The organism is Rhizobium sp. NPDC092011, from assembly GCF_044756305.1.
GTDB lineage: Bacteria > Pseudomonadota > Alphaproteobacteria > Rhizobiales > Rhizobiaceae > Rhizobium.
The window spans coordinates 17,098-43,758 of the sequence record NZ_JBIVSO010000011.1 but is presented as its reverse complement, the minus strand read 5'-3'; the positions used below and the strand labels follow the sequence as shown (position 1 = coordinate 43,758).

Annotated in this window: 20 protein-coding genes; 14 read left to right on the top strand and 6 right to left on the bottom strand. The window is 58.4% G+C overall.

Annotated elements, in window-relative coordinates:
• Nucleotides 1-661: 661 nt before the first annotated feature.
• The 5 genes from ACIQJ2_RS29710 to ACIQJ2_RS29690 all read left to right on the top strand — a co-directional run bounded on the left by ACIQJ2_RS29710 (nucleotide 662) and on the right by ACIQJ2_RS29690 (nucleotide 9,429).
• Nucleotides 662-1,732: an HlyD family secretion protein gene (locus ACIQJ2_RS29710; RefSeq protein ID WP_400674039.1), complete on the top strand. Its 1,071-nt coding sequence runs from the start codon at nucleotides 662-664 to the stop codon at nucleotides 1,730-1,732.
• A gap of 11 nt (nucleotides 1,733-1,743) precedes the next feature.
• Nucleotides 1,744-4,518, top strand: a complete 2,775-nt coding sequence (rbbA, locus tag ACIQJ2_RS29705) for a ribosome-associated ATPase/putative transporter RbbA (RefSeq protein ID WP_400674041.1) — start codon at nucleotides 1,744-1,746, stop codon at nucleotides 4,516-4,518.
• A gap of 1 nt (nucleotide 4,519) precedes the next feature.
• Nucleotides 4,520-5,632, top strand: coding sequence for an ABC transporter permease (locus ACIQJ2_RS29700; protein ID WP_400674044.1), 1,113 nt, complete (start codon nucleotides 4,520-4,522; stop codon nucleotides 5,630-5,632).
• A gap of 229 nt (nucleotides 5,633-5,861) precedes the next feature.
• Nucleotides 5,862-7,034, top strand: a complete 1,173-nt coding sequence (locus ACIQJ2_RS29695) for an acetate/propionate family kinase (protein ID WP_400674047.1) — start codon at nucleotides 5,862-5,864, stop codon at nucleotides 7,032-7,034.
• 19 nt (nucleotides 7,035-7,053) lie between these two features.
• Nucleotides 7,054-9,429 (top strand): phosphoketolase, encoded by a 2,376-nt coding sequence (locus ACIQJ2_RS29690; RefSeq protein ID WP_400674050.1) that lies wholly within the window; start codon nucleotides 7,054-7,056, stop codon nucleotides 9,427-9,429.
• 145 nt (nucleotides 9,430-9,574) lie between these two features.
• Here the strand turns inward: ACIQJ2_RS29690 and ACIQJ2_RS29685 are convergent, their stop codons facing one another.
• From ACIQJ2_RS29685 to ACIQJ2_RS29660, 6 genes are all read right to left on the bottom strand, one after another.
• Nucleotides 9,575-10,648, bottom strand: a complete 1,074-nt coding sequence (locus ACIQJ2_RS29685; protein ID WP_400674053.1) for an ABC transporter ATP-binding protein — start codon at nucleotides 10,646-10,648, stop codon at nucleotides 9,575-9,577.
• 1 nt (nucleotide 10,649) lies between these two features.
• On the bottom strand, nucleotides 10,650-12,581 hold the full coding sequence (locus ACIQJ2_RS29680; protein ID WP_400674055.1) for a glycoside hydrolase family 127 protein: 1,932 nt from the start codon (nucleotides 12,579-12,581) through the stop codon (nucleotides 10,650-10,652).
• A gap of 22 nt (nucleotides 12,582-12,603) precedes the next feature.
• Complete coding sequence (locus ACIQJ2_RS29675; protein WP_199149651.1) at nucleotides 12,604-13,467, bottom strand: carbohydrate ABC transporter permease; 864 nt, start codon at nucleotides 13,465-13,467, stop codon at nucleotides 12,604-12,606.
• Nucleotides 13,464-14,381, bottom strand: a complete 918-nt coding sequence (locus ACIQJ2_RS29670) for a carbohydrate ABC transporter permease (RefSeq protein WP_400674058.1) — start codon at nucleotides 14,379-14,381, stop codon at nucleotides 13,464-13,466. The genes ACIQJ2_RS29675 and ACIQJ2_RS29670 overlap by 4 nt, the downstream gene beginning before the upstream one ends.
• Nucleotides 14,382-14,449: 68 nt before the next feature.
• A complete protein-coding gene (locus tag ACIQJ2_RS29665) occupies nucleotides 14,450-15,688 on the bottom strand; it encodes an ABC transporter substrate-binding protein (protein ID WP_400674061.1) in 1,239 nt (412 codons plus the stop codon).
• Nucleotides 15,689-15,731: 43 nt separating this feature from the next.
• The gene (locus ACIQJ2_RS29660) at nucleotides 15,732-16,850 is read right to left on the bottom strand and encodes a LacI family DNA-binding transcriptional regulator (protein WP_400674125.1); all 1,119 of its coding nucleotides are present in this window, start codon (nucleotides 16,848-16,850) and stop codon (nucleotides 15,732-15,734) included.
• A 248-nt stretch (nucleotides 16,851-17,098) separates the two neighbouring features.
• Between ACIQJ2_RS29660 and ACIQJ2_RS29655 the strand changes: the two genes are divergently transcribed.
• The 9 genes from ACIQJ2_RS29655 (at nucleotide 17,099) to ACIQJ2_RS29615 (ending at nucleotide 26,319) form a co-directional block, all read left to right on the top strand.
• Nucleotides 17,099-18,025, top strand: a complete 927-nt coding sequence (locus ACIQJ2_RS29655; RefSeq protein ID WP_184706887.1) for a transcriptional regulator — start codon at nucleotides 17,099-17,101, stop codon at nucleotides 18,023-18,025.
• Nucleotides 18,026-18,131: 106 nt separating this feature from the next.
• A complete protein-coding gene (locus tag ACIQJ2_RS29650; RefSeq protein WP_400674064.1) occupies nucleotides 18,132-19,643 on the top strand; it encodes an alpha-N-arabinofuranosidase in 1,512 nt (503 codons plus the stop codon).
• A 103-nt stretch (nucleotides 19,644-19,746) separates the two neighbouring features.
• Complete coding sequence (locus ACIQJ2_RS29645; RefSeq protein WP_199149647.1) at nucleotides 19,747-19,893, top strand: hypothetical protein; 147 nt, start codon at nucleotides 19,747-19,749, stop codon at nucleotides 19,891-19,893.
• The gene (locus ACIQJ2_RS29640) at nucleotides 19,890-20,990 is read left to right on the top strand and encodes an ABC transporter ATP-binding protein (protein ID WP_400674069.1); all 1,101 of its coding nucleotides are present in this window, start codon (nucleotides 19,890-19,892) and stop codon (nucleotides 20,988-20,990) included. Before ACIQJ2_RS29645 ends, ACIQJ2_RS29640 begins: the two co-directional genes overlap by 4 nt.
• Nucleotides 20,983-21,918, top strand: a complete 936-nt coding sequence (locus ACIQJ2_RS29635) for a carbohydrate ABC transporter permease (protein WP_400674072.1) — start codon at nucleotides 20,983-20,985, stop codon at nucleotides 21,916-21,918. The genes ACIQJ2_RS29640 and ACIQJ2_RS29635 overlap by 8 nt, the downstream gene beginning before the upstream one ends.
• Nucleotides 21,915-22,766, top strand: a complete 852-nt coding sequence (locus tag ACIQJ2_RS29630) for a carbohydrate ABC transporter permease (RefSeq protein WP_400674074.1) — start codon at nucleotides 21,915-21,917, stop codon at nucleotides 22,764-22,766. Before ACIQJ2_RS29635 ends, ACIQJ2_RS29630 begins: the two co-directional genes overlap by 4 nt.
• Before the next feature lie 83 nt (nucleotides 22,767-22,849).
• Nucleotides 22,850-24,175, top strand: coding sequence for an ABC transporter substrate-binding protein (locus ACIQJ2_RS29625; RefSeq protein ID WP_400674077.1), 1,326 nt, complete (start codon nucleotides 22,850-22,852; stop codon nucleotides 24,173-24,175).
• A gap of 545 nt (nucleotides 24,176-24,720) precedes the next feature.
• The gene (locus ACIQJ2_RS29620; RefSeq protein ID WP_400674079.1) at nucleotides 24,721-25,452 is read left to right on the top strand and encodes an SDR family oxidoreductase; all 732 of its coding nucleotides are present in this window, start codon (nucleotides 24,721-24,723) and stop codon (nucleotides 25,450-25,452) included.
• A gap of 141 nt (nucleotides 25,453-25,593) precedes the next feature.
• Nucleotides 25,594-26,319, top strand: coding sequence for an SDR family oxidoreductase (locus ACIQJ2_RS29615; RefSeq protein ID WP_400674081.1), 726 nt, complete (start codon nucleotides 25,594-25,596; stop codon nucleotides 26,317-26,319).
• Nucleotides 26,320-26,661: the final 342 nt, after the last annotated feature.

Genomic DNA, 26,661 nt, shown 5'->3' with positions numbered 1-26,661 from the left:
ATGAGCTTGTTTCTGGTCGGCCGGGCCGACCCAGTGATTTCCTCATTCCGGTCCCGTATTGCTGGTCGCATGGGCCGCGACGCTTCGCCGCTGGCGACTACTCTTGCGGCCTCCCGCTTTTCATTGCTCTTTGCCAAGCGGTACAACCGGGCACATCGACCCCAAAAAACGAAACTCGCTTGAATTGTTTGTGGCATTGAAAACTACAACTCTACTTGGTACCGTCATATTCTGATATGAGCCGCCCCGGCCTTGTTCGATGGGACGGGTCATGATCCTTGCGCCTTATCGGCGCGTAGAATTGGTGCGGTCGCCCTCGTGGTGGCCGGCATCCTTGAGATGATCGCCGCCGGTTTTACGGCGACGAAGCCTGGAAAAACCGCGATCATCGATGTGGCCGGTAGGCTTGCGTATTGCTTGCTACTCGCGAACGCGCCTTCCGTAATCGCTGTCGATCTGCTCGGTTTGGTCGCGCTCATGGATTGCGTTTTTCGCTTGTAAAACAAGTCGATGAAGCCGTAGGCCGACCATGGAGTTGCTTGAGAAGAAACCGCTTCGAAATACCGATTAGATGGTCTGGCATGCGGTGGGCAGTTGAAAGATTAAAGTAGTTTGCCTGCGCGGCCCAAGAGCGTGCGGACCGATGGTTATGGAGAGTGCAATGGCTGTTTCGCGAAAGACCTGGCTTGCAGGCGCAATCATTATCATTGTTGCAGCGGCTGGCTATTACGCATGGACGAAGATCAATGCCCCCGGCCTTCCCGCCGGCTTTGCTGCAAGCAATGGTCGCATTGAGGCGGTCGAAATTGACATTTCCACCAAGACCGCCGGGCGATTGCAGGATTTGCTGGTCCGAGAGGGCGATTTCGTCACGGCCGGCCAGACGCTCGCTCAGATGGATACGGCTCAACTCGAGGCTCGCAAGCGCCAGGCAGAAGCGCAGCTGCGTCGCGCGCAGATCTCGATCGACACGGCGAATAGCCTTGTTGCCCAACGACTGGCGGAGAAGACCTCGGCGATGGCTGTCATCGAACAGCGCAAGGCCCAGCTCGATTCCGCAAGCAAGACGAATGCCCGCAACAGGCAGCTGTTGAGCAGCAACACGATCTCGCAGCAAATCGTCGATGACAGTGAGGCGAACGAGCAGGCTGCCAAAGCAACGCTTGCCTCGGCACAAGCAGCTCTTGCGGCGTCAGACGCCGCCATCAATGCCGCCAAGGCGCAAGTGGTGGACGCAGAAGCGGCGGTCGATGCGGCAAAGGCCGAAATTGAGAGCATAGAAACGGATATATCCGACAGTACGCTCAAGGCTCCGAGGGATGGCCGAATTCAATATCGCATTGCCCAGCCGGGTGAAGTGCTGGCAGCCGGCGGCCGGGTTTTAAATCTCGTCGACCTCGGCGATGTCTACATGACGTTCTTCCTGCCGACGGAACAGGCGGGCCGGACTTCGATCGCATCGGACGTTCGTCTGGTGCTCGACGCGGCGCCGCAATACACGATTCCCGCCAAGGTCTCGTTCGTCGCAGACGTTGCACAATTCACGCCAAAAACTGTCGAAACCGAAGAGGAGCGGCAGAAGCTCACCTTCCGCGTTCGCGCCCAGATCCCTCAGGAGCTTCTGAAAAAATACATCCAATATGTCAAAACGGGTTTGCCCGGCATGGCCTATGTCCGTCTCGACCCAAAGGCACAGTGGCCTGACAATCTCGAACGCAACCTCGTCAAGTAGCGGTTGACGATATGGTGGACGCGGTCGAACGTATACCGAAAGACGAGAAGAGCAACGTCGCAGTTGCCAGGCTGGCCGATGTTCGGCTCGTCTACAAAAATGCGATTGGGCTGGACAACATCGCGCTTGAAATTCCTTCGGGGCGGATGACCGGCTTGATCGGCCCCGATGGCGTCGGCAAATCCAGCCTATTGTCGCTGATTTCAGGCGCCCGCGCGGTGCAGACGGGACGAGTAGAGGTATTCGGCGGAGACATGAGCGATGCCCGGCATCGCGACCGGACATGCCCACGGATTGCCTATATGCCGCAGGGGCTCGGCAAGAATCTCTATCCAACCCTTTCCGTCTTCGAGAATGTCGATTTCTTCGGGCGCCTTTTTGGACAAGGCAAGGAAGAACGGAAAGCCAGGATTGCCGAATTGCTCGACAGCACCGGTCTCGGACCGTTTGCGCAGCGTCCGGCCGCGAAACTGTCGGGTGGTATGAAGCAGAAGCTCGGATTGTGCTGCGCGCTCATTCACGATCCTGACCTGCTTATTCTGGACGAGCCGACCACCGGCGTCGATCCGCTATCGCGTCGGCAATTCTGGGAGTTGATTGGCAGCATTCGGACAAGCCGGCCCGGTATGAGCGTCATCGTCGCGACCGCCTATATGGAGGAGGCGGCCGGGTTCGACTGGCTGATCGCGATGAATGCCGGCAAAGTCCTTGATACCGGCACTCCCAAGCAACTTCTTGAACGCACGCAGACCAGCGATCTCGATGCTGCCTTCATCGCTCTGCTTCCGGAGGCCGATCGCCGTGACCATCACGAGATCATCATTCCGCCACGCCCGAAGGCCGCTGAGGGTGTCTACGCCATCGAGGCCAGTCACCTCAGCATGCGGTTCGGCGATTTTACTGCCGTCGACAATGTCAGCTTTCAGATACCAAAGGGCGAGATATTCGGCTTTCTGGGCTCGAATGGGTGCGGCAAGACCACGACGATGAAGATGCTGACGGGGCTGCTTGCCGCGAGCGAAGGCGAAGCCAAGCTTTTCGGCCGCAAGGTCGACGCCAGCGATATGGCGGTCAGACGTCGGGTCGGCTACATGAGCCAAGCCTTCTCGCTTTATGGCGAGCTGACAGTCCGGCAGAACCTCGATCTTCATGCCCGTCTTTTCAAACTGGCCGAAGAGCGGATTCCCGCACGCATCGCCGAAATGACGGATCGCTTCGGGCTGGGCAATGTGATGGATGCGCTGCCGGACGCACTGCCGCTCGGCATCCGCCAGCGGCTGTCGCTTGCGGTTGCAATGATTCACGCGCCGGACATTCTCATTCTTGACGAGCCGACCTCGGGTGTCGACCCGGTTGCGCGCGATGCTTTCTGGCAGATCCTTGTGGACCTCTCTCGCAAGGATGATGTGACGATCTTCATCTCGACCCATTTCATGAACGAGGCCGAGCGCTGCGATCGAATTTCGCTGATGCATGCGGGCAAGGTGCTGATTAGCGACACGCCGGCGGCCATCGCCCGCAGCCGCGACGCGGCGACGCTGGAAGATGCATTCATTGCTTATCTCGAGGAAGCGTCGGGTATCGTTCGAGGCGAAGAAGCCAAGCCTGTCGTGATGGCAAACGCTCACGAGCCACCCGCAATGCCGGTCCGCCGACGGCTCTTCGATTTTAGGCGGATGTTCAGCTATACGCGCCGCGAAGCGCTGGAGCTGCAGCGCGATCCCATTCGTGGCACACTTGCCGTTCTCGGGAGCGTTATCCTGATGTTCGTGATCGGCTATGGCATCAACCTCGATGTCGAGGATCTGACCTTTGCCGTGCTCGACCGCGACGATTCGACCATCAGCCGCGACTACGTGCTCGATATTGCCGGCTCGCGATACTTCATCGAAAAGCCACCGATCAAGGACTATGCCGACATGGATCGGCGCATGCGCGACGGCGAACTCAGTCTTGCCATCGAGATACCGCCAGGCTTCGGACGAAACGTATTGCGCGGCGACAATGTCGAGATCGGCGCATGGATTGATGGAGCCATGCCGCAACGGGCCGAAACGGTCAGGGGTTATGTTCAGGGCATGCACGCCAGTTGGCTGGCACGCAAGGCAAAGGAGCTCTACGGACCGGCGGCGACGCAAGGCGCTTTCACGATCGAAACGCGCTTTCGCTATAATCCCGACGTTAAAAGCCTGGTGGCAATGGTCCCGGCAGTCATCCCGCTGCTGTTGATGCTCATCCCGGCAATGCTTGCAGCCTTGAGTGTCGTGCGCGAGAAGGAACTTGGCTCGATCATCAACCTATACGTCACGCCCGTCAGCAAGCTGGAATTCCTGATCGGCAAGCAATTGCCCTATATCGCGCTGGGAGTATTGAACTTTGTTCTGCTGACAGCCTTTGCAACGCTGGTTTTCCGCGTTCCCTTTACGGGCAGCTATCTGACCTATCTGACGGCGGCGCTGCTCTATGTCATCATCGCGACTTCGATCGGCATCGTCATCTCCTCCTTCATGAAAAGCCAGATCGCGGCCATTTTTGGCACTGCGCTACTGACCTTGATACCTGCGACGCAATATTCCGGCATGATCGACCCGGTTTCGTCATTGCAGGGCGCAGGTGCATTGATCGGCAAGCTCTATCCGGCAACCTATTTCATGACGATTTCTCGCGGCACCTTCTCGAAGGCGCTCGACTTTGCGGGCCTCTATGGTTCCTTTATTCCGCTATTGATCGCGATCCCGATCCTTTCGATCCTGGGCACGCTCCTTATCAAGAAGCAGGAGGGATGACATGGCATTGTCCAATATCCTGCAGCTAGGGATCAAGGAGTTGCGTGGTCTGGCCCGCGATCCGATGCTCGTCCTGCTCGTCGTCTATGCATTCACGTTGCAGATCTACACCGGTTCCAGCGCCTTGCCGGAAACGTTGAACAACGCGGCTGTCGCCATCGTCGACGAGGATCAGTCGCCGCTGTCAGGCCGTATCAGCACGGCGTTCTACCCGCCGTATTTCGTGCCGCCAAAGCAGATTTCCATCGCAGAGATGGATCAGCGAATGGATGCGGGCCTCGATACCTTTGCGCTTAACATCCCCCCGGACTTCCAACGCAAGGTCATGGCGGGGCAACAGCCGGCCATTCAGCTTAATGTCGACGCCACCCGCATGAGCCAGGCTTTCTCCGGGAGCGGCTATATCCAGACCATCGTCACGAGCGAGGTCGACGAGTTCATGAAGCGCTATCGCGCTGCCAGTAACGTGCCGGTGGAGCTGACCTTGCGGGCCAGATTCAATGCGCAGCTCAACAAATCCTGGTTCGGCTCGATCAACAACATCATCACCTCGATCACGATGCTTTCGATCGTCTTGACGGGTGCCGCCCTCATTCGCGAAAAGGAGCATGGCACGATCGAGCATTTGCTCGTCATGCCCGTAACCCCGCTGGAGATCATGCTGAGCAAGATCTGGTCGATGGGGCTCGTGGTCCTGGTTGCCACGGCTTTCTCCGTCTTCGTGGTGGTCAAGGGGCTGCTTGGCGTACCTATCGAAGGCTCGATGGCGCTGTTTCTGCTTGGAACAGCGCTCCAGCTTTTTGCAACGACGGCAATGGGAATATTTCTGGCTACCATCGCGGGCTCGATGCCACAATTCGGCCTACTCCTGATTCTCGTGCTCTTGCCGCTGCAGGTCCTGTCCGGTGCCATGACACCGCGCGAAAGCATGCCCGATATCATTCAGAACATCATGCTCCTTGCGCCGAACACTCATTTTGTCATTCTGGCGCAAGCCGTGCTCTTTCGAGGCGCAGGCATCGATGTCGTCTGGCCGCAGCTTTTATCCTTGCTTGCTATCGGCGCGGTTTTGTTTTTCCTGGCTCTAGGAAGATTCAGGAAGTTCCTGAGATAATGGCACGGCGAGGCTGTTGCGGCAGTCCGTCGTATCTGTCCAGAGCTGCAAGACTGCTGAAGTGCGAATGATTTTTCGCCTGTACCACCAAGGCACAGCTCGTCAGCTCTGTCACAAGACTGACAACTATCAGTTGCGATATAGCGTCGCACGGGCCTGGTTGCTTGATTGCTTCCGTGCGCAAATGCCCTAACTTGGGGTGGCAGTACCCTCTGATCCGAGGCTTATCATGACCGACGACGTCCTGCTGACATTCAATGCCGGATCCTCGACCCTGAAGATCGGGGTCTTCGAACAGACGGGCCGCCATGCCAGGAATATCGGTCGCGGAAAGATCGACTTCGATAAGGCGCCGTTGTCGCTCGCCTACTCGATCAGAGACGATCGATACGAAAAGACGCTTACAGGAGATAACGCGGAGAATTTCGTCTCCGTCGTCAGCGAGACCCTCGATCACATCCTTGGCCATCTCCCCGGCACGCTACTTGCGGCATCCCACCGCATCGTTCATGGCGGCCTGCAGTTTCAAGGGCCGGTATTGCTTGACGATGCCAATATCGAACGCGTGGAGGGCCTTGTCCCGCTCGCGCCCTTGCACCAGCCGCAGGCGCTGCGCGTCATCCGCTCGCTTCGAAAACTTCGCCCCGACATTCGGCAAACCGCATCCTTCGATACCGCCTTTCATTCTTCTCAAGCAGATATTGTCAGGCGGCTTGCGATCCCGAGGGCGTTGCACGATGACGGCGTGCGCCGGTACGGTTTTCACGGGCTCTCCTACAAATACATCGCCTCGAAGCTCAATGAGATCGATCCGGCGGTGGCACGAGGCAAGGTCATTGCCTGTCATCTCGGCAGTGGCGCCAGCCTCTGTGCCATGGAAAACGGGATCAGTTGCGACACAAGCATGGGGTTTTCGGCGCTTGACGGCATTCCGATGGCAACGCGCCCGGGATGGCTCGATCCCGGTGCCCTGCTTTATCTGATGCGAAGCGGCCCGCATCAGCCTGAGAAAATCGAGGACTTCCTCTACCATGAATGCGGGCTGCTGGGCGTTTCCGGCATCAGCGGTGATACGCGCGTTCTTTTGCAGGACAAGCGTCCGGAAGCCGCCGAGGCCATCGATCTGTTCTGTCTGCGCATCGCCGGGGAGATCGGCCGAATGTGCTCTACGATCGGCGGCCTCGATGCGATCGTCTTCACCGCCGGCATCGGCGAAAACCAGCCGGAGATTAGAGCCCGCGTTGCGCAAAGGTTGCAATGGTTAGGTATTGAGATCGACGGAGACGCAAATGAGCGCAATTTGATCTCGATCAACGCAACCACCAGCGCCGTCAAGCTATTCGTGATTCCAACCGACGAGGAACAAGTGATCGCCGATGAGACGATAGGGCTCATTGCGTGACGAAAACGAGGAGACGAACATGACCGCAGTCGCCGCACCGCTTTCGCCCGAGGAACTGTCCCTGATCGACCGCTATTGGCGGGCGGCAAACTATCTGTCGGTTGGGCAGATCTATCTGATGAACAATCCGCTTTTGCGCGAACCTTTGAAGGCTGAGCACATCAAGCCGCGACTGCTCGGACATTGGGGAACGACGCCGGGACTGAACTTCATCTATGCCCACCTCAACCGCATCATCACGGCACGCGATCTCGATATCATCTATATGTGCGGACCGGGTCATGGTGGTCCCGGTATGGTGGCCAACACCTATCTCGAAGGTATTTACAGCGAGATCTATCCCGAGGTTCCCGAGACTGCCGACGGGCTGCAGCGTCTGTTCAAGCAGTTTTCCTTCCCCGGCGGTATTCCGAGCCATGCTGCGCCTGAGACCCCGGGTTCCATTCATGAGGGCGGGGAGCTTGGCTATGCGCTCGTCCATGCGTTCGGTGCAGCTTTTGACAATCCCGACCTGATCGTCGCATGTGTCGTCGGAGACGGCGAGGCTGAAACCGGTCCCCTGGCCGCAAGTTGGCATTCGAACAAGTTCCTCAATCCCGCCCGGGACGGCGCGGTGCTGCCGATCCTGCATCTCAATGGCTACAAGATCGCCAACCCCACTATTCTCGGACGCACGAGCGACGAGGATCTCAGGCATCTATTTGAAGGTTACGGATACGAGCCATTTTTCGTCGAAGGCCACGAGCCGGCAAGCATGCACCGGCAGATGGCCGCAACCTTCGAACAGGTTTTCGATCGCATTCGCTCGATCCAGAATGCGGCACGGGAAGGCAATGCGCCTGCGGCGTGCCCCCGCTGGCCGATGATCGTGCTTCGCAGCCCCAAGGGGTGGACGGGGCCGAAGGAGGTGGATGGCAAGAAAGTCGAGGGATTTTGGCGAGCCCATCAGGTGCCGGTGTCGAATTGCCGGGAAGACGACGGCCACAGAAAAATCCTCGAAGATTGGATGCGAAGCTATGATCCCGAAGATCTCTTCGACCAGCAGGGCAAACTCAAGGCGGAGTTGAAGGCGCTCGCGCCCCGCGGCACAAGGCGTATGGGCGCCAATCCCCATGCCAATGGGGGCCTTCTGCGCAAGGAGCTTAGGGTTCCGCCGATCGGGGATTACGCGATCGAGATCGGTGACCGCGGCAGCAAGCAGGTGCAATCGACGGAGATCCTGGGGCATTATCTTCGGGACACGCTGAAACTTAATGCCGACGAGAAGAACTTCCGCGTCTTCGGTCCGGACGAGACGGAATCGAACCGTCTCGGCAGCGTCTTCGAGGTGACGGACCGGGTCTGGATGGAACATATCGAGGACTACGATGTCCACTTGGCACGCGATGGCCGGGTGATGGAGGTCTTGAGCGAGCATCTTTGCCAAGGCTGGCTGGAAGGCTATCTGCTGACTGGACGGCATGGCTTGTTCTCATGCTACGAGGCCTTCATCCACATCGTCGATTCCATGTTCAACCAGCATGCCAAGTGGCTCAAAGTCAGCCGCGAGCTCGAATGGCGCAAGCCGATTTCGTCATTGAATTATCTCCTGACCTCGCATGTCTGGCGACAGGACCACAACGGATTTTCCCATCAAGATCCTGGCTTCGTCGATCTCGTCGCCAACAAGCGGGCCGATATTGTCCGCATCTATCTCCCGCCGGATGCCAACACGCTGCTCTGGGTCGGAGACCATTGCCTGCAAACCTACGACCGGATCAACGTCATCGTGGCGGGCAAGCAACCGGAATCGCAGTGGCTCACGATGGATGAAGCAATCGCCCATTGCAAAGTGGGCGCTGGCATTTGGGACTGGGCAAGCTACGAGGACAATACGATTGCGCCCGACGTCGTCATGGCCTGCGCCGGTGACGTTCCGACCATGGAGACGCTGGCCGCCGTCATGCTGCTGCATGCTGCAATCCCCGACCTGAAGATCCGCACGGTCAATATCGTCGATCTTCTTGCCCTGCAAGATCCCGAGCAGCACCCGCATGGGCTCGATCATCATGAGTTCGATCGGATTTTCACGACGGACAAGCCGGTGATCTTCGCCTATCACGGCTATCCCTACTTGATCCATCGCTTGACCTACAGACGCACCAATCACCGGAACATCCACGTTCGCGGCTTTATCGAGGAGGGTACGACCACAACCCCTTTCGACATGACCGTTTTGAACGAGCTCGATCGCTACCATCTCGCGCTCGAAGCAATCAGCCGTGTCCCTGGCCTTGCAGAGAAAGTGCCTGACGTCGTGGAGGCTCTGGAGGCGAGGCTCGTCGAGCATCACGCCTATGTCCGGCAGCATGGCGAGGACATGCCGGAGATTAGAGATTGGCGATGGAAACGGTGACGCTGGCATTCGTATGTCGACGGGCCGTGATCACCGGCGTAAAGCCACCTCGCCAAGTGGTCGTTTACGCCGGGCGCTGACAGGCTCGGGCATCGCCAAGCTCGTTCGTCAGATGATCCGCCGATGTTCGTCTGCCAAAGAGCGGTCAGCGCAGGCGGTTTCCTTGTGTGTCGAAGTAGCGGCGGCGCGAGGGATGACAGTGGACATGGATGGTGTCGCCGCGCTGGATCTCCGGTCCATCCCGGTACTCGGCAACCAGGCTCTGGCCGTCGTCGCTTTGGCAGTAGAGGTAGCGGGTCCCGCCAAGGTATTCATCGAAATCGACCTTGACCCGAATGGCGTCGTCTCTTTCCGATACGACGGTCAGATGTTCCGGACGCATGCCAACCACCACCTTGTCGCCGGATGACAGGCTTGCTTCTCGGATGTCAGTCCGGATAGCGCCGCCGGCGGTGCTTGCAAGGCCGTTACCGGCCCATTCCGCCTCGATCATGTTCATCCGCGGCGATCCGATGAAGCCTGCCACAAAGCTGTTGGCGGGATCTTCATAGACTTCGCGCGGGCTCCCTACCTGCTCTATCCTGCCGTCCTTGAGCACGACGATCTTGTCGGCAAGCGTCATAGCTTCCGTCTGATCGTGTGTGACGTAGATCATCGTGTTGCCGAGCTCGCGATGCAGCCGGGCGATTTCGATACGCATGGAGACGCGAAGCTCGGCGTCGAGATTGGAGAGCGGTTCGTCAAACAGGAAGACGTCCGGCTTGCGCACGATCGCGCGGCCGATTGCGACACGCTGCCGCTGGCCGCCGGAAAGCTGGCCCGGCCGGCGATCGAGCAGATGGTCGATCTTGAGGATCGCCGAGGCGGCCTTGACCCGAGCTTCGATGTCCGAAGCTCCAACACGTGCCATCTTCAACCCGAAGCCGAGATTGTCGCGTACGCTCATATGCGGATAAAGCGCATAGGATTGGAAGACCATCGCTATGCCACGCTCGGAAGGATCGAGGTCGGTAACATCGTGCCCCTTGATCGCAATCTCGCCGTCCGTGACCTCCTCCAGGCCGGCAATCATGCGCAGCAAAGTGGATTTGCCGCAGCCGGACGGGCCGACGAAGACGACGAATGCGCCTTCGGGTATGTCGAGATCGATGCCGTGAATGACCGCAAGCCCACCGAAGCTTTTTCGCACGCCTGTCAGGCGCATGCCGTTCTTCGTCATCTCAGGCTCCGCGCTGCATCTGGTCGGCGCGGATCCAGACCAGCATTTCGCCGGGCTCGCGATTGTCCCAGAGATGATAGGGAACGAAACGCGCCGTCGAGGAGGTGCTGTTCGGCGGTGCGGTCCGATAGAGATCGGTACCCCAGTCAGCCGTCTCCCGTGTCACGGCAACGTCGAGTGCGATAGCTCCTTCCAGCGCGGCAATCTCTCCGCTCTTGGCAGATGCCGGGTCACCTGCGAGCGAAATGCCGTTGAGGTCCTGACCATTGTCCGTTGTTTCGACACAATAGACGAGCGGCCCACGCATGAGAGCAGCGCGCCCGGCATCCTGGCGGACTTTCGGGTTGGCAAACAGCGTGCGCGGGATAAGCGGAAGGGTAAGGTCGACACGATCGCCGACCTGCCATTCGCGCTCGATGCGAGCATAGCCATCGATCGTCACAGTTGCCAGTTCGATCGACGAGCCATTGATTGCGAGCGTGGCGCCTTCGGCCCATTCGGGAATGCGCAGCGATAGCGCAAATGTCGCGTTGCGATCCGGATTGACCTCGAAGCGGATTGCGCCGTCCCAGGGATAACGCGTCCCCTGGGACAACTGCACGGTCACACCGCCTGCCAAGGGAATGCGAGCCTTGCTCTCGCCGTAGAGATGGACGGCAATCTCGTTGTCGGCGGCGGCATACATATAGGAGCCGACGGAGGCGAGCAGGCGCGCGATGTTGGGTGGGCAGCAGGGGCAATGATGCCAGGTCCAGCGATGATGCTTGCCGGCGCTTTCCAGCGGGTTTTCATAGAAGAAGGTCTTGCCGTCCTGTGACAGCCCCGCCATTGCGCCGTTATAGAGCGCTACTTCCATGACATCGGCATAGCGGCGGTTCGGCCCGCGGCCCAGCATACGGTTCGCCCAGAAGACCAGTCCGACGGAGGCGCAGGTCTCTGCATAGGCGCTTTCGTTCGGCAGGTCGTAATAGTCGGTAAAGCCCTCATTGGAGGCTGCAGGTCCGATGCCGCCGGTCACATACATCTGCTTGGTGGTCAGATCGTCCCAGAGCGTCTCGAGGGCCGCAGTCAGCGTGTCGTCGTTATATTCCGTGGCGATGTCGGCCATGCCGGAATAGAGGTACATGGCGCGTACGGCATGGCCCACGACCTTCGTCTGGTCGCGCACCGGTCGGTGCGACTGGCTGTATTCATAGGTTTTCTGCACGAAATTCTTGGGGTCGCGGCCGTCGCGAATTGCCTCGTCGGTGAAGAAATGCGGCTCCTGGCCGCGCTCGTCGATGAAGTATTTGGCAAGGTCGAGATACTTCTTCTCGCCTGTGACGCGGGCGAGCTTGACGAGGGCAAGTTCCACTTCCTCATGGCCGCAATAGCCGCGAAGCTGGCCTTCGCCATGTCCGAAGACGGTGATCATGTAATCGGCAAAGCGGCTCATGATGTCGAGCAGCTTGCGCTTGCCCGTCGCCTGATAATAGGCGACCGCTGCCTCGATCAGATGGCCGGCGCAATAAAGTTCGTGATGATCGCGCAGGTTTGTCCAGCGGCGTCCCGGCTGGACGCGCTGGAACCAGGCGTTCAGATAGCCGTCTTCCTGCTGGAGCTTCTCATACATGTCGATGATGGCGTCCGCGCGCGCCTCCAGTTCGGCATTGGGGCGGCGATAAAGGGAATAGGCGATGGTCTCAATGGATTTTCCGAGATCGCTGTCCCAGAACATCTGCGTCGAGCCCGACCATGCCTGCAAGGGAATAACGATGCCAGGACTTGGCTGATCGACATCGATGGCCCTGATCATGCCGGCTTCGACGCAGCGATCGAGCAGCGTCGCGGCGGTGGAGTTGCAGATGGCATCCTGGCGGGCGCCGAACAGGCCAGCAAGCTCGACATTCGGGACGGGGAGGGGGCGAAACTGGCGATTTTCTCTGTCAGACATGGTTTCATCCTTGTTGAAAGGGTTATTTCACCGCGCCGGCCATCAGCCCGCGCATGTAGTAGCGTTGCAGAAGCAGAAAGACGATGACGCAGGGGATGGTCATGACGGCGATGCCGGCCTGGACCGCGCCCCAGTTGACGGCGCCGAGGCGACCGGTCCGGACGGCGATCATCAGTACTGGCAGGGTGAACTTTTCGTTGCTCGACAGCAGCACCAATGCCGCCAGAAACTCGTTCCAGGCATTGAGGAAGGCGAAGATTGCTACGGTCGCGACACCTGGCAGCACCAAGGGAAAGAGAACGCGGAACAAAAGTTTCAGATCGCGTGCGCCGTCGATGCGCGCGGCTTCCTCGATTTCCTTCGGCACGGCGTCGAAGGCGTTGCGCATCATGAACACCGAAAAAGGGAGCTGCAGTGTCACATAGACGAGCGTCAGCCCGATCAGCGAATTGTTGAGGCCGAGCCTTGCCAGGATGATGAAGAGCGGCGTCAGGATCGACTGAAATGGGATCATCAGCGTCGCGATAATCAGGATGAAGAGTGCACCTTTGAAGGGGAACCGATAGCGAGAAAAGCCGTAGCCGGCGAGCAGACTGACGATGACGGTTAGGATCACGGTAACGACCGAGACGAAAAGCGAGTTCAGCGTATGCTGCACGACACCCGCGCCAAAGCCATCAAGCGAGCGATAGGCGTCTAAGCTAAAGCCGGTCGTTGGCCATGGTGGCAGCGGCGGGAGGCTCGCCTCCGATCCATGTCTAAATGACGATAGTAATGCGATCGCGAACGGTGCGAAGAAGAAAATGACGATGACGACACCGATACCGTGATAGCCGATGCTGCCGAAGAGCTTGCGCCTTGCACGGCGCTCTTTTGCGGTGGTCATGGTTTGTCCTCCCCGATGCGCAGCAGCCAGAGCTGGACGATGCTGATCAGCACCAGAATGATCAGGAGCGCGATCGACAGTGCTGCGCCATAGCCGAGATTGAAGGACACGAAAGATTGGTTGAAGATGTAATAGACCACCGAGATCATCCGGTTCTGCGGGCCGCCTGAAGTCATGATGTAGAACTGGTCGAAGGCGAGCACCGAACCGGTGATGGAAATGATCAGCGCAAGCGCGATCGTGCGGCGCATCAGCGGCAGCGTCAGATGCCGGAAGCGTTGCCAGCGTTTTGCGCCATCGATCCGGGCGGCCTCGGTCAGTTCGGACGGGATTGCCTGTAGGCCGGTCAGGAGAATGATCATGGTGAAGCCGGCGATCTTCCAGACGACCATGACGATGATGGTTGCAAATGCCATGTCGAAATCGGCAAGCAGGTTCGGTCTCTTCTCGACGAGACCAAGCGCCAGTGCGACCGGTGCAAAGAAGCCGCTGTCGACATTGGCAAGCCAGACCCAGAGCAGTGACGCTGTCGCAAGCCCGACGACGACCGGAAGGAAGATGATGGTGCGATAGAGGCCGACGAACGGTCTATGCTTCTCGACAAAGAAGGCGAGGGGAAAGGCGACGGCAAATATCGCGATCGTCACGACGACGGTGTAGTAGGCGGTAAAGCGCAAGGCCGACATGAAGCGCACGTCCGAGAGCATGCGCGTGTAGTTGCCAAGACCGATCCAGCGCGGATTGCCAAGCAGCGGCCAGTTGTGGAAGCTCATCCAGACGGTGAAGCCAACCGGTAGTACAAAGAAAATCAAGACGAGCGCCATGGCCGGCGCGATGTAGACAAACCCGTGCCAGTCGGCACGCCTTCGCCTTTTTCGAGGACGCGCGGCTGCGATAGCTCCAGGGCCAGCCATGGAATGCTCCCGATGTTGCGATGAATGAACCGGGAAGCCTTTGGCGCTCCCCGATGTTGATGGATCGACTATTGTTGTGCGTTGTCGATGATCGACTGCATTTCCGACTGGGCGTTGGAGAAGGCGCCGTCGACATCGTTTCCAAAGATGGCGGCGTTGGTAAAGCCCGCCCAGGGGCCGTTGGCACTGTTGATCAGATCGTTGAACTGCAGCGTATAGGGCGTCTTGGCGATGGAAATCGCCTTCAGTCCGACTTGCATGCGCGGATCAAGACCCTGAAGCACCTGCTCGGCGATATCGCCGCGCGTCGGCAGGCTGCCGTATTTCGCCATGATCTTCTGCCCGTCGAGCGAGTAGGTATATTCGAGGAACTTCTTCACGGCATCGAGCTTCTTCGTACCCTTGGAGATGACGAAATTGTCGCCCCCGGCAAAGGACGAGGGCTTGCCGTCGACGCCTGGGATCAGTGTCACACCGAAATGGATGTCAGGATATTGGGTAATCAGCGTACCGATCGAGAAGGCGCCGATACTCTGCTGGCCGATTTTGCCGTTGCTGATGCTGAGGAAATTGGCGCCGGTGTCGCTTGCCGCGCCCGCCGGCACCAGATCCTTCTTCACCATGCTGCGATAAATGTCGATAGCCTTGCGCATTTGCGGCGTGTCGAGCGTCGCCTTCTTGCTGTCGGCAGAGAGAATATCTGCGCCGGCACCCCAAACGAGCGGCGTGAAGGTGAAGATCATGCAGCCGCCACAACCGCCGCCGGAGAAGTAGAAGCCATAGGTGTCGCCGCCGAGTGCGCGAATTTTTTCCGCATTCTGCTCGATTTCCTCCCAGCTCGCCGGCGCCTTTTCCGGATCGAGGCCAGCCTTCTTGTAAAGATCCTTGTTCCAGGCAAAAACCGAGGTCTCTACGGAGAGCGGCAGCCCGTAAACATGACCGTCATAGGTGCCGAGCTTCACATGCGAAGGCGATAGAGAATTGAAGTAGGGCAGGCTTTTGGCCCAGTCGGTCAGGTCTTCGAGCTGGCCGGCCGCAGCAAAGGCAGGTGTGTAGATGAGATCCATCGACAGCGCGTCGGGCGCCTGACCGCCGGCAATGGCCGTTGCATATTTCTGCACGAGCTCGGCAAAGGGGACCTCGGTCAGTGTCACCTTGTCATCGTGACCGGCATTATAGGCCTCGACGACTTTCTTGAAGGAATCGCCAATGCCGCTTCGAACCCACATGGAGAGGTTTTCGGCAGATGCTACGGATGTAAGGCATAGAGATATGAGGCCGGTTGCGGCCAGAAATCGCTTCATCATGTTTCTCCTCCCTTGGGGCAACTCCCATTGCCCGTTTCGTCCACTAAGGCTTGCAATCTCCTCCGCACGATTGCCGAATGATCAATTCACACGGCAACGTCCTGATGCCCGGTTCGACGGCATGTCCCTCGGCAAGCGCCAGGACCGTCAATCCTGCCTCGCGCCCGAGCGCTTTCAGATTCATGTCGACTGTCGTCAACGGCGGCCGGGTCTGGGCAGCGACAATCTCCCAGTTGTCAAAGCCGATCACGGAGACATCCTCCGGCACACGCACGCCACGCTCGCGCAGCCCGTCCACGGCCGCACGTGCGATCTGGTCGTTGCCGCAAAAAATGCCATCGGGTTTCGGACCGGGCGCCATCCATAGCTTCGCGATCGCCTCATGCCCCCAGGCCTCCGACCATTCCCCGTAAAGCACCGGAAAGGCGTCGCCGACAAGGCCGCGATAGGCCCGGCTGCGTTCGCGCACGGATACGAAACTCTCCGGGCCGGTAACATGCGCGATCCGGCGGCGACCGAGCTCGATCAGCCGCTTGACGGCAAGGGTCGCGCCCTGAAAATCGTCGGCGCAGAAGGTCACGCTGTCGGGCGCGCCCTCGGTGAAAGCATAGACGACCGGCACGGGTAGATTGGAGAGATCCACCGGCAGCCGGCGATCGATCCTTTTTCCTGAAGCGATAATGCCGTCGACGTGCTTGTCGAGCATGGCGTCCACATGAACCTTTCCGAGCGCCGGATCGTCTTCGATGGTACAGAGAAATACCGAGACGCCGTGATCGGCGAGCGCCTCTGTAATCCCGGCCATCACCGGAAGCGTGAAGCGGCCGTATGTATCATTGGTCAAAAGACCGATGGTGAAACTGCGATTGCTGAGCAGGCTCTTGGCAAGGGCATTCGGACGAAAGCCGATTTCTGCTGCCATCCGCTTGACGCGGTCGCGCGTCTCCTCTGCCATCCGCCCGGTATTGTTCAATGCCTTCGATGCCGTTGAAATGCTGACGCCGGCAGCCGCCGCAACATCGTGAATCGTCGTTCGACCGCTTTTGGTACGCTGATTTTGCAGATGACCTCTCCCGCACGAATTGATGTGAGAAAAGCTTTTCTCATAGCGATAGTCAAGATGAGAAAAGCTTTTCTCAAGATTTTGTTGTAGCGCGGCCATGTGGCGCCGAGGTCTTGCCGATCCCGTTGAGGCCTGCAGCATGCACCCGTTTTCCGACGGGCCTGATCGGGATAACGGGTCAATGCAACACCCGTGAATGTTGAAGGCGGCCGGAGGCAGCCGAAGGCAACCGATGGCTGGGTCTGCTTGCCCAAGGGGCGGGCGACCGCCGTGCATTCGATTGATTAAATCAGATATACTGATATAGAGCGTCGATACGCGTTCATATCTTGCTGATCGGACCCCCTATGAGTCGCAATTTTCTCGTCGTCCACCCTGAGGAGGGTATGTCCGTCCTGAAGGGACTTGCATCGCCGGCAAGGATCTCGGTGCTGAAATTGTTGCACGAGAGAGGCGCGCTGAACGTCAACGAAATTGCTGAAATCCTTGATTTGCCGCAATCCAGCGTCTCGACCAATGTGCAGATGCTCGAGGAGGCGGGGTTGATCCGCACCGAGACGCAGAAGGCGCGCAAGGGCAATCAGAAGGTCTGTCATAGCGTCTATGACGAGATCCTCGTGGTCTTCAAGAATGAAATCAAGGAAGCTGAACCAGATGCCATTGAGGTGGCGATGCCGCTTGGTCTCTATACAAGCTTCGATGTGACGGCGCCATGCGGTCTCTGCTCGGTGGACGGCATTATCGGGCTGCTCGACGTTCCGGCAACATTCCTTGATCCCGACAGGATGAAAACGGCACTTATCTGGTTCACCCGTGGCCATGTCGAATACCAGTTTCCCAACAATGCGCGACTGACCAATGCCCATGTTCGCGAGATCGAATTCGTTATGGAGTTGAGCTCTGAAGTGCCCGGCACAAGTGCCGACTGGCCCTCCGACATTACCCTCACCGTCAACGGCGTCGATATCGGAACCTGGACGTCGCCCGGCGATTTCGGCGACAAACGCGGGGTTTTTACGCCCGATTGGTGGAAGCTGAAAGGGTCGCAATACGGAAAGCTGAAGAGCTTCCGCATTAATGATGACGGTGCCTTTGTCGACGGCCTGCGCATTTCGAATGTGACGTTGGCCGATCTCAAGCTCAACGAGCACCATTCGATTCGTCTGCGTATCGGCGTGCGCGACGATGCCAAGCATCCCGGCGGCATCAATATATTCGGCCGCGGCTTCGGCAATTACGATCAGGATATCCTGTTGCGCATCAGGACCCGCTAAGCCAATCGGCTTTTCTGATATTTACCCTTGACCGCAGCCGTGGCTTCCGCTTTATTCATCTTAAATTGTGATATAGATCACAGAATATGATAAAGTGGAGGATGTCATGAAGGCTGCGGTGACCGCGCACGGCAAGTATACGATCTCGGACATCGATCCGCGTCTCTACGGTTCGTTCATCGAGCATCTCGGCCGGGCCGTCTATACCGGCATCTACGAGCCGGGGCACGTGACCGCCGATGACAACGGCATGCGCAAGGACGTGATCGATCTCGTCAAGGAGCTCAACGTTCCGATCGTGCGCTATCCGGGCGGCAACTTCGTCTCGGCCTATAACTGGGAGGATGGGATTGGCCCGAAGGAAAATCGGCCGACCAGGCTCGATCTTGCCTGGCACACCTCGGAAAGCAACCAGGTCGGCATCCACGAATTTGCCGATTGGTGCGTCAGCGCCAGCACCGAAATGATGCTCGCGGTCAACCTCGGCTCGCGCGGCTTGGATGAGGCGCGCAATTTCCTCGAATATGTCAATCATCCCGGTGGCAGCGAATGGAGCGACAGACGCATCGCCAACGGCCGGGCCGAGCCTTGGAACGTCAAGCTCTGGTGCCTCGGCAACGAGATGGACGGTCCCTGGCAGATCGGTCACAAAACGGCTGACGAATACGGTCGCCTGGCGCATGAAACCGCAAAGGCCATGCGGGCTTTCGACAGCCGCCTGGAACTTGTCGTCTGCGGATCGTCCAATGCCCACATGCCGACCTATCCGGAGTGGGAGGCGACTGTTCTCGACCATACCTACAACGAGGTCGATTACATTTCGCTGCACATGTATTTCGAGAACCGCGCCAAGAACACCGCAAACTACCTCGCTCGCAGCCTCGAACTCGACCGTTACATCGGCACGGTTGCCGGGGTCATCGACTACATCAAGGCCAAGAAGCGTTCGGCCAAGGATGTCTATATCTCGTTTGACGAGTGGAATGTCTGGTACCATTCAAAGGAGCGCGACAAGGCAACGCTTGCCGGCGCCAATGGCTGGCCGCATGCCCCGGCACTCCTCGAAGATGATTATAACTTTGAGGACGTGCTGCAGGTCGGCTGTATTCTCAACACCTTCATCAACCGCGCCGATGTGGTGAAAATCGCCTGCCTTGCGCAGTTGGTGAACGTCATCGCGCCGATCATGACGACGCCGGGTGGGGCGGCCTGGCGTCAGACGATCTTCTATCCCTACTACTTCGCGTCGGTCTACGGTCGCGGTACGGCGCTGAGGCTGATGGTCGACAGCCCCACCTATAAGGTGGATGAACTCGGCGAGGTGCCGTATCTGGACGTTTCCGCCGTTCACGATGCGGATGCCGGTGCGTTGACATTCTTCATCGTCAATCGTCATGGGAACGACGTGCTTGACCTGGATGTCAGCCTGCTTGGCTTCGGGGCGTTAAAGGTCGTCGACGACCAGGTTATCGCGCACCCCGATCTCACCATCACCAATACCGCCGAGGCGCCCTTCAATGTCGCGCCGGTCAGGGCGAGGGACACCCTGGTTGCAGATGGGAAGCTTAACGCAAAGATCGCCCCCTTGTCCTACCGGATGATCCGTTTGCAGGTCTGAATTGTAAATCAGCATTTCTGATCTATATCGAAAATGCATTGACATCGAATTAGTATGATTTAATGTCAATGCATCGGTCTTGGCGTGCCACTGGGAGGAAGAGATGGAAGCAGAAGCTTCTGTTTTGGCGCTGTTGCCGACTGACGCGTGTCCGTTCTTCATGATGGATATTCGCACGGTTCGCACATGTCAGACATATAGTGATATCGGCTTTTCGGGTTCTGACCGCCTCATCGAGGTGACCGGATGACGGCGAATATCGAAATCCAGAATGTCAGCAAGCGCTATGGCGCCGTGACCGTCCTTGACGATCTGTCTCTATCTATCATGGCCAACGAATTCATGGTGTTCCTTGGTCCTTCCGGCTGCGGAAAGTCGACGCTTTTGCGGATGATTGCCGGCCTGGAGAGCGTCGACGAGGGTGCCATTTCGATCAATGGGCAGCGCATCGACACACTGCCGCCCGGTCAACGCGATGTTGCCATGGTCTTCCAGAGCTATGCGCTCTACCCGCATATGACGATCGCCGACAACATGGCGTTCGGCCTGCGCAATATCAATGTCGCGCCGGACGTGATTGCGGCCCGCGTTGCCGAAGCTGCCCGCATGCTGGAGATCAGCCATCTGCTGGAGCGCAAGCCTGGCCAGCTTTCGGGCGGCCAGCGGCAGCGCGTCGCGATCGGCCGCGCCATTGTAAAGGAGCCGAAGGCCTTCCTCTTCGATGAGCCCTTGTCGAACCTCGACGCGGCGTTGCGGGTGCGCACCCGTGTCGAACTGGCCCAACTGCGCAATCGTGTCCAATCGACGATGATCTTCGTGACGCACGATCAGATCGAAGCGATGACGCTTGCCGATCGTATCGTCGTCATGAACAACCGCAAGATCGAGCAGATCGGCTCTCCAATGGAGATCTACTCACGTCCGGCCAGTCGTTTCGTCGCCACTTTCGTCGGATCGCCAACGATGAATTTCCTCGACGTCGGCCTTTCCGAGCGCAACGGCTTCCTGTGCGCCAGGCTGCCCGACGGCACGATGTTGCAGACGGCAATCCGTGCCTCAGGCCCCAATGCCGCTCCGCATTCGCTGGGCATTCGGGCCGAGGCGGTAAAGCCCGCAGGAGGTGGCGATGCGACGACAACAGGCAAGGTCGAAGTGCTCGAACGCCTAGGCGACCGCACGCTTCTCTATACGCGCCTCAAGGACGGCAGCACTTTGGTGGCCGAAGATATCGGCAATAGTCGCGTGGCCATCGGCGAGGAAATCGCGCTGATGCTCGACGGCACCCGCAGCCATATTTTCGATGCAGCGGGGCGCGCCTGGCATAATGAGGAACCAGGCCATGGCTGACGTGACGTTGTCGCAAGTTCGATCGGCCACCAGGGCCGGAACCCGGAACAAGGTGCAGAACATCAATGCTCCGCTGTGGCGCAACGCGCTTTTCGTTGCTCCCTATCTCTTCTTCTTTGTTACGCTGCTCGTCATACCCTTGTTCTGGGGCATGTGGCTAAGCCTGCACAAGGCAGATGCCTTCGGCACCGGACGCTTTGTCGGGATCGACAACTACGTGCGCCTGTTCCGTGACAAGATCTTCCTGCAGGTGGTTGGCAATACATTCTACTTCGTCTTCCTGACCGCGCCGGCTCTGGCCATTCTCGGGCTCATGCTGGCCCTGGCGCTCAACCGGAAGACGAAGACGGCGGCCGTCCTGCGCACGATCTATTTTTCATCGTCCGTGCTGTCGGTAACGATCGTGACGCTGATCTGGCGCATCGTCTTCATCGGCAACTTTGGCCTGCTTGCGACGATCTATGGCTGGTTCGGCAAGACTTCACCGGCATTCCTGTCCGATCCGAACCTTGCGATGATTGGCATTGCGATTGCGACGGTCTGGTGGTGCATTGGTTTGCCGATGATGCTCTTTCTCTCCGCACTACAGCAGGTGCCGGCGGAGATTTACGAGGCTGCCGCACTCGACAATGCCAGCCGCTGGCGCACGCTGCGATATATCACCCTGCCGTCGATCCGACGCACTTTCGTCCTCGTTCTCATCATTCAGGTCGTGCTTCAGTTCCAGCTGTTCGGCCAGTCGAAACTGATGACGCTTGGCGGCCCGAACAATGTGTCCAAACCGATCGTCTTTTACATTTACGAAGCTGCCTTCACCAAATGGGACCTTGGACTGGGCGCCGCGGCTTCCGAGGTTCTGTTTCTGCTGATCCTGATTGCTGCCATGGCGCAGTACTTCATCTCGCGCCGCAAAGGAGAGGAAGGATGAGCATGGGTTCCGCTGGCAATATGGTGGGTCGCTCGACTGGCGATCGGGTGATCCTGTTCCTTACCATCCTCTGCGCTCTGATCATGATGGCGCCGGTGCTGTGGGTGATCGGGCTCTCGCTCAAGGACAACAAGGAATTGATGGCGGATATGAACGCCGTCTTCCATGCACCCTACACGATCAACAACTACATCAATATCCTTGCGACCTCGTCGGTCTTCCGTTGGATTTTAAACAGCGTCATCGTTGCCGGCGGTTTGACGATCATGACATTGATCTTGTCTTCGCTTGCCGGCTACGGCTTTGCCAGGCTGAATTTTCCCTTCCGCAATGTGCTGTTCATCATCGTGCTGCTCGGCCTTGCCGTTCCGGAACAGGCCGTCCTGATCGCCCGGCACCAGCTGTTCAGTTGGCTGAAGTTCCACAATACCTATCACGGCCTGATCCTGCCGGGTCTGTCGGCACCTTTCGGTGTGTTTCTGATGACGCAGTATTTTCGAGCCATCCCGAAGGAGCTCGACGAAGCGGCGCTGCTCGACAATGCCAGCCGTTTTAAGATCTTCTGGGCGGTTCTGCTACCGTTGACGATCCCGGCGCAGGCGACACTTGGCATTTTCACGTTCCTGGGCGCCTGGAATGACTACTTCTGGCCGCTGATTTCGGGAACGAAGAAGGAAATGTACACGCTGACGATCGGCATTGCCTCGACCCAGACCAACTTCGCACAATCCGAGGGTCTCGGCTTTTTGATGTCGCAAGCGGTCTTCGCCGGCGCACCGATCCTCGTTCTCTACCTGTTTTTCCAGAAATACATCGTGACCGCCGTCTCCGGTGCCGCCGTGCGCTGAAGAGACGATATCGCGACGACGGTCGACACGCCCTTTGAGGCGGCAGCAGCCAACGATCAAAGAACTCAAGAGGAGGAGTTGGAATGACGCATGCTTTGAGGAAATACATGCTGGCCGCGGCATCGGTCATCGCCCTTGTCGGCGCGACGCCGGCCTTCGCCGCGACCGAGCTCACCGTCCAGCGCTTCTTCGGCGCCTGTGATGCGGATTTCGGTACCAACACCGACGTCAGCAAAGCCGTCGGCGAGTGCGGGATCATCACCTCGCTCATCAACAAGTTCAATGCCGACAATCCAGACATCCACGTCGCCGTGACCACGGTCGAGTGGCCGGGTTACGACCAGCTGACGGCACAGTTCGCAGCAGGGGATCCGCCCGATATCGTCACCATCCACCAGTCCGTGCTCGCAGACTATCAGTCCAAGGGCCTGATCATGCCGCTGGACGATCTGCTGAAATCGGTCGGCGTTGCGCCGTCCGATTTCACCGATGCCAGCCTTGGCGGCGTGACCAAGGATGGGAAGATCTACGGCCTGCCGATCGACAACTGGACCATGCTCTTCCACATCAACATGGACCTCTTCAAAAAGGCCGGTCTCGTCAATGCCGACGGGACGCCGAAGCTTCCGACCAGCGCTGAGGAGCTCCTGGCGCAGGCAAAGCAGTTCAAGGAAAAGACGGGCAAGCCCTATTTCGTACAGAACCTCGCCAACGAGGTCGCACTCTATACCCGCAATCTCTACACCTACCTTTTCCAGCAGGATGCCGACTTCTTCGCCGATCCGAAGAAGGTCAAGCTGAATACGCCCGAAGCCAAGAAGGTTCTCGAGATGTACAAGGCGATCTATGACAACGGAGATACGACCAAGGATCTCGATTACGCTGCCAGCATCAACGCCTTCCTGAACGGTGACGGCGGCGTGCATCTGAACGGTACCTGGGTGATCGGCGATTATACGGCGTCTTCGCAAAAGGCTGGTACCGCCCTCAACAAGGGCGGCTACGCGGTTTACCCCTATCCTCAGCTTTTTGCCGGCAAGAAGGCGCAATATGCCGACGGCCACAGCTGGGCCGTTTCGCAGAAGGATCGTTCGCCGGAGGCAACTGCCGCCATCGGCAAGTTCCTGAAATTCTTCCGCGACAACGATTTCGATTGGTCGCGGACCGGCCATCTGCCGGCTGTCAAGGCGGTTCTAGACTCGGCGCAGTTCAAGGCCCTGCCGCATCGTGACACGATATCGTCAATCGCTCGGCTCGGCACGCCGCTGCCATCGGCCGTTCAGCGCCAGTTTGCGATCCAGGATATTATCGGGCAGGAAATGAGCGCGGCGATCACCGGTCAGAAGGGCGTCGACGCTGCCCTTGCGGACATGGAATCCCGCATCAACGATCTGCTCGCCAACATCTAAGGCTCACACTCTCTCCGAGCCGAAGAGCAGATGCCTGCCGCCGGTCTCGCGGCGGGCATCGGCATAGCCGCCTTGCAATCCAGCCCTCGGATCGGATTTTGCGGATCTTGCTTTCGAAGAGTTGACCGTGTCGATGAACGTGATGGGGAATGGCTGAATCTAGAACCTTCTGATCTTGGAGAGGTCTGTGAGAGTTCATGCTGACGTCAGCATCCAATCAAAGCGCGTTTACGCTGTTGTGATCGAGGCGGATGGACAGACATGGTCGCGTCCGATCGACGCTTTCGGTTTGCATCAAGAGGCGTCCTGTTGTGGTGAGAATCCAGGCTGACCGGCCGCTCGGGTGACATCCGGCGGCCGCGCCCCATCTTCGGCCCGCTGACCGCTGCGGTTCCGCGCGATATTTTTAGCAACGGGCTGAACGTCGTGGTGATCAATCCCTGCCGCCAAGACTTTACTCGAGGCTTCATCATCCCACTTGCACCAAGATCGGCCGTGATTGGCGGTGACTGCTTCACGTCGTTCAAAACCACAGGAGAGTATGCATGTCTCAATCATTCGCAGGCAAGATTGCCGTCATTACCGGCGCGGCGTCCGGTATCGGGCTCGCCACCACCGAAAAACTCCTTTCGCTCGGCGCAACGGTCGTCATGGTCGACTGGGACGAAGCAAGCCTGACGGGGCTTGCCGAGAAATTCGGAAACAGGGCAGTCCCGCAGGTGACAAACCTGATCGATGCTGAAAGTTGCGCGGCAATGATCCTGGAAATTCTCAAGAAGGTCGATCACATCGACATTCTCTATTGCAACGCCGGCACTTACATCGGCGGCGACCTGACTGAGACGACGGGCGAAGCGATCGACAAGATGCTCAATCTCAACGTCAATGCCGTCATGAAAAATGTTCACGCGGTCGTCCCGCATATGATGGAACGCAAGACCGGCGATATTGTCGTCACCTGCTCGATTGCGGGCCATTTTCCGGTTCACTGGGAACCTGTCTATGCGTCCTCAAAATGGGCGATCACCTGCTTCGTTCAGACGATGCGGCGTCAGATGATCCCCTATGGGGTCCGGGTCTCCCAGGTTTCACCCGGTCCGGTCATTTCAGCGCTTCTTGCCGATTGGCCTGAGGAAAACCTGCGCAAGGCAAAGGAGTCAGGCAGTCTCATCGATCCAGGTGAGGTGGCCGATGCCGTCGAGTATATCCTGACACGCAAACGCACAGTGACCATTCGCGATATTCTGGTTCTTCCCACCAATTTCGATCGCGTCTGAGGATCAGAAGCGCTTTCACTCAACAGGGCGACATTCCCGACACAAGGGAACGCCGCCCATGGCATTCGCCTTGACACGCTCCGGGCTGGCCTTGAACGTCCAGATAGACCGAGAAACCAAACAGCCTCATGGGAGACAATTATGCAGTTCGCGGGAAAATCCGTCATTATCACCGGCGCGGGAAAGGGTATTGGCCGCGCCTGCGCGAAGATCATGGCGGAGCGCGGCGCGCAGGTGATCGCGCTTGGACGCACGGCCATCGACCTCGAAAGCTTAGGAGCGGAAATCGATAGTCGGTCTATCCTTGTCGATCTTGCCGACCCGGCGGCCACTCGTGCCGCGATGAAGGAGGCCGGGACTGCCGACTTCCTGATCAATAGCGCTGGAATCAACGTGCTCGAGACCAGCTTTGATATGACCGAGGCGGGTTACGAGGCCGTGATGGGCATCAACTTGCGCGCTGCGCTGATCACCTGTCAGGAGTTTGGACGTGCACGTGTGACCGCCGGAGGCGGCGGCGCGATTGTCAACATCACGTCGATTGCCGGACACCGCGGCTTTCCGGAGCATCTTTGCTATGCGGCGTCGAAAGCGGGCCTCGAAGGGGCGACGCGTGTGTTGGCAAAGGAGTTCGGACCGCATGGTATCCGGGTCAATGCCGTAGCCCCGACGATTACGCTCACGGAGCTTGCGCTCAAAGCATGGAGCGATCCAGCCAAGTCGGAACCAATGATGGTGCGCCATCCAATTGGTCGCTTTGCTGAAGTTGACGATGTCGCGCGCACGATTGCGATGCTGCTTTCGTCTGATACGGCAATGGTGACGGGAACGGTTCTGACCGTAGACGGCGGCTTTCTTGCCACCTAGGGCCGTCGGTCAAGCGGTCGGTTCGCTCATCGAGTGCGTAAGCTATGGGTGCTCGGTCACGTTATCGACCTGGATTTTGGCAGCGATTTCGCCTCCGGCATATTTCGCTGAAAGACGGCTTGCCTTTTGAGCCAGCTTCTCCAAACGCGAACATATCTCGTCCATACTAAGGTCTTCGATCGCCTTGCGCGAAGATTTGGCCATACGAACCTCCATATTGGGGCGAGCAAACTTGTTAGCCGCCTCTCAATTTTAGCCATATAGCGCTCGGTTTCGGATTGGCGAGGACGATCGTGACCATCGTGTCACGACATCGCATGCTCGTGCGATGAGGCGCCACGT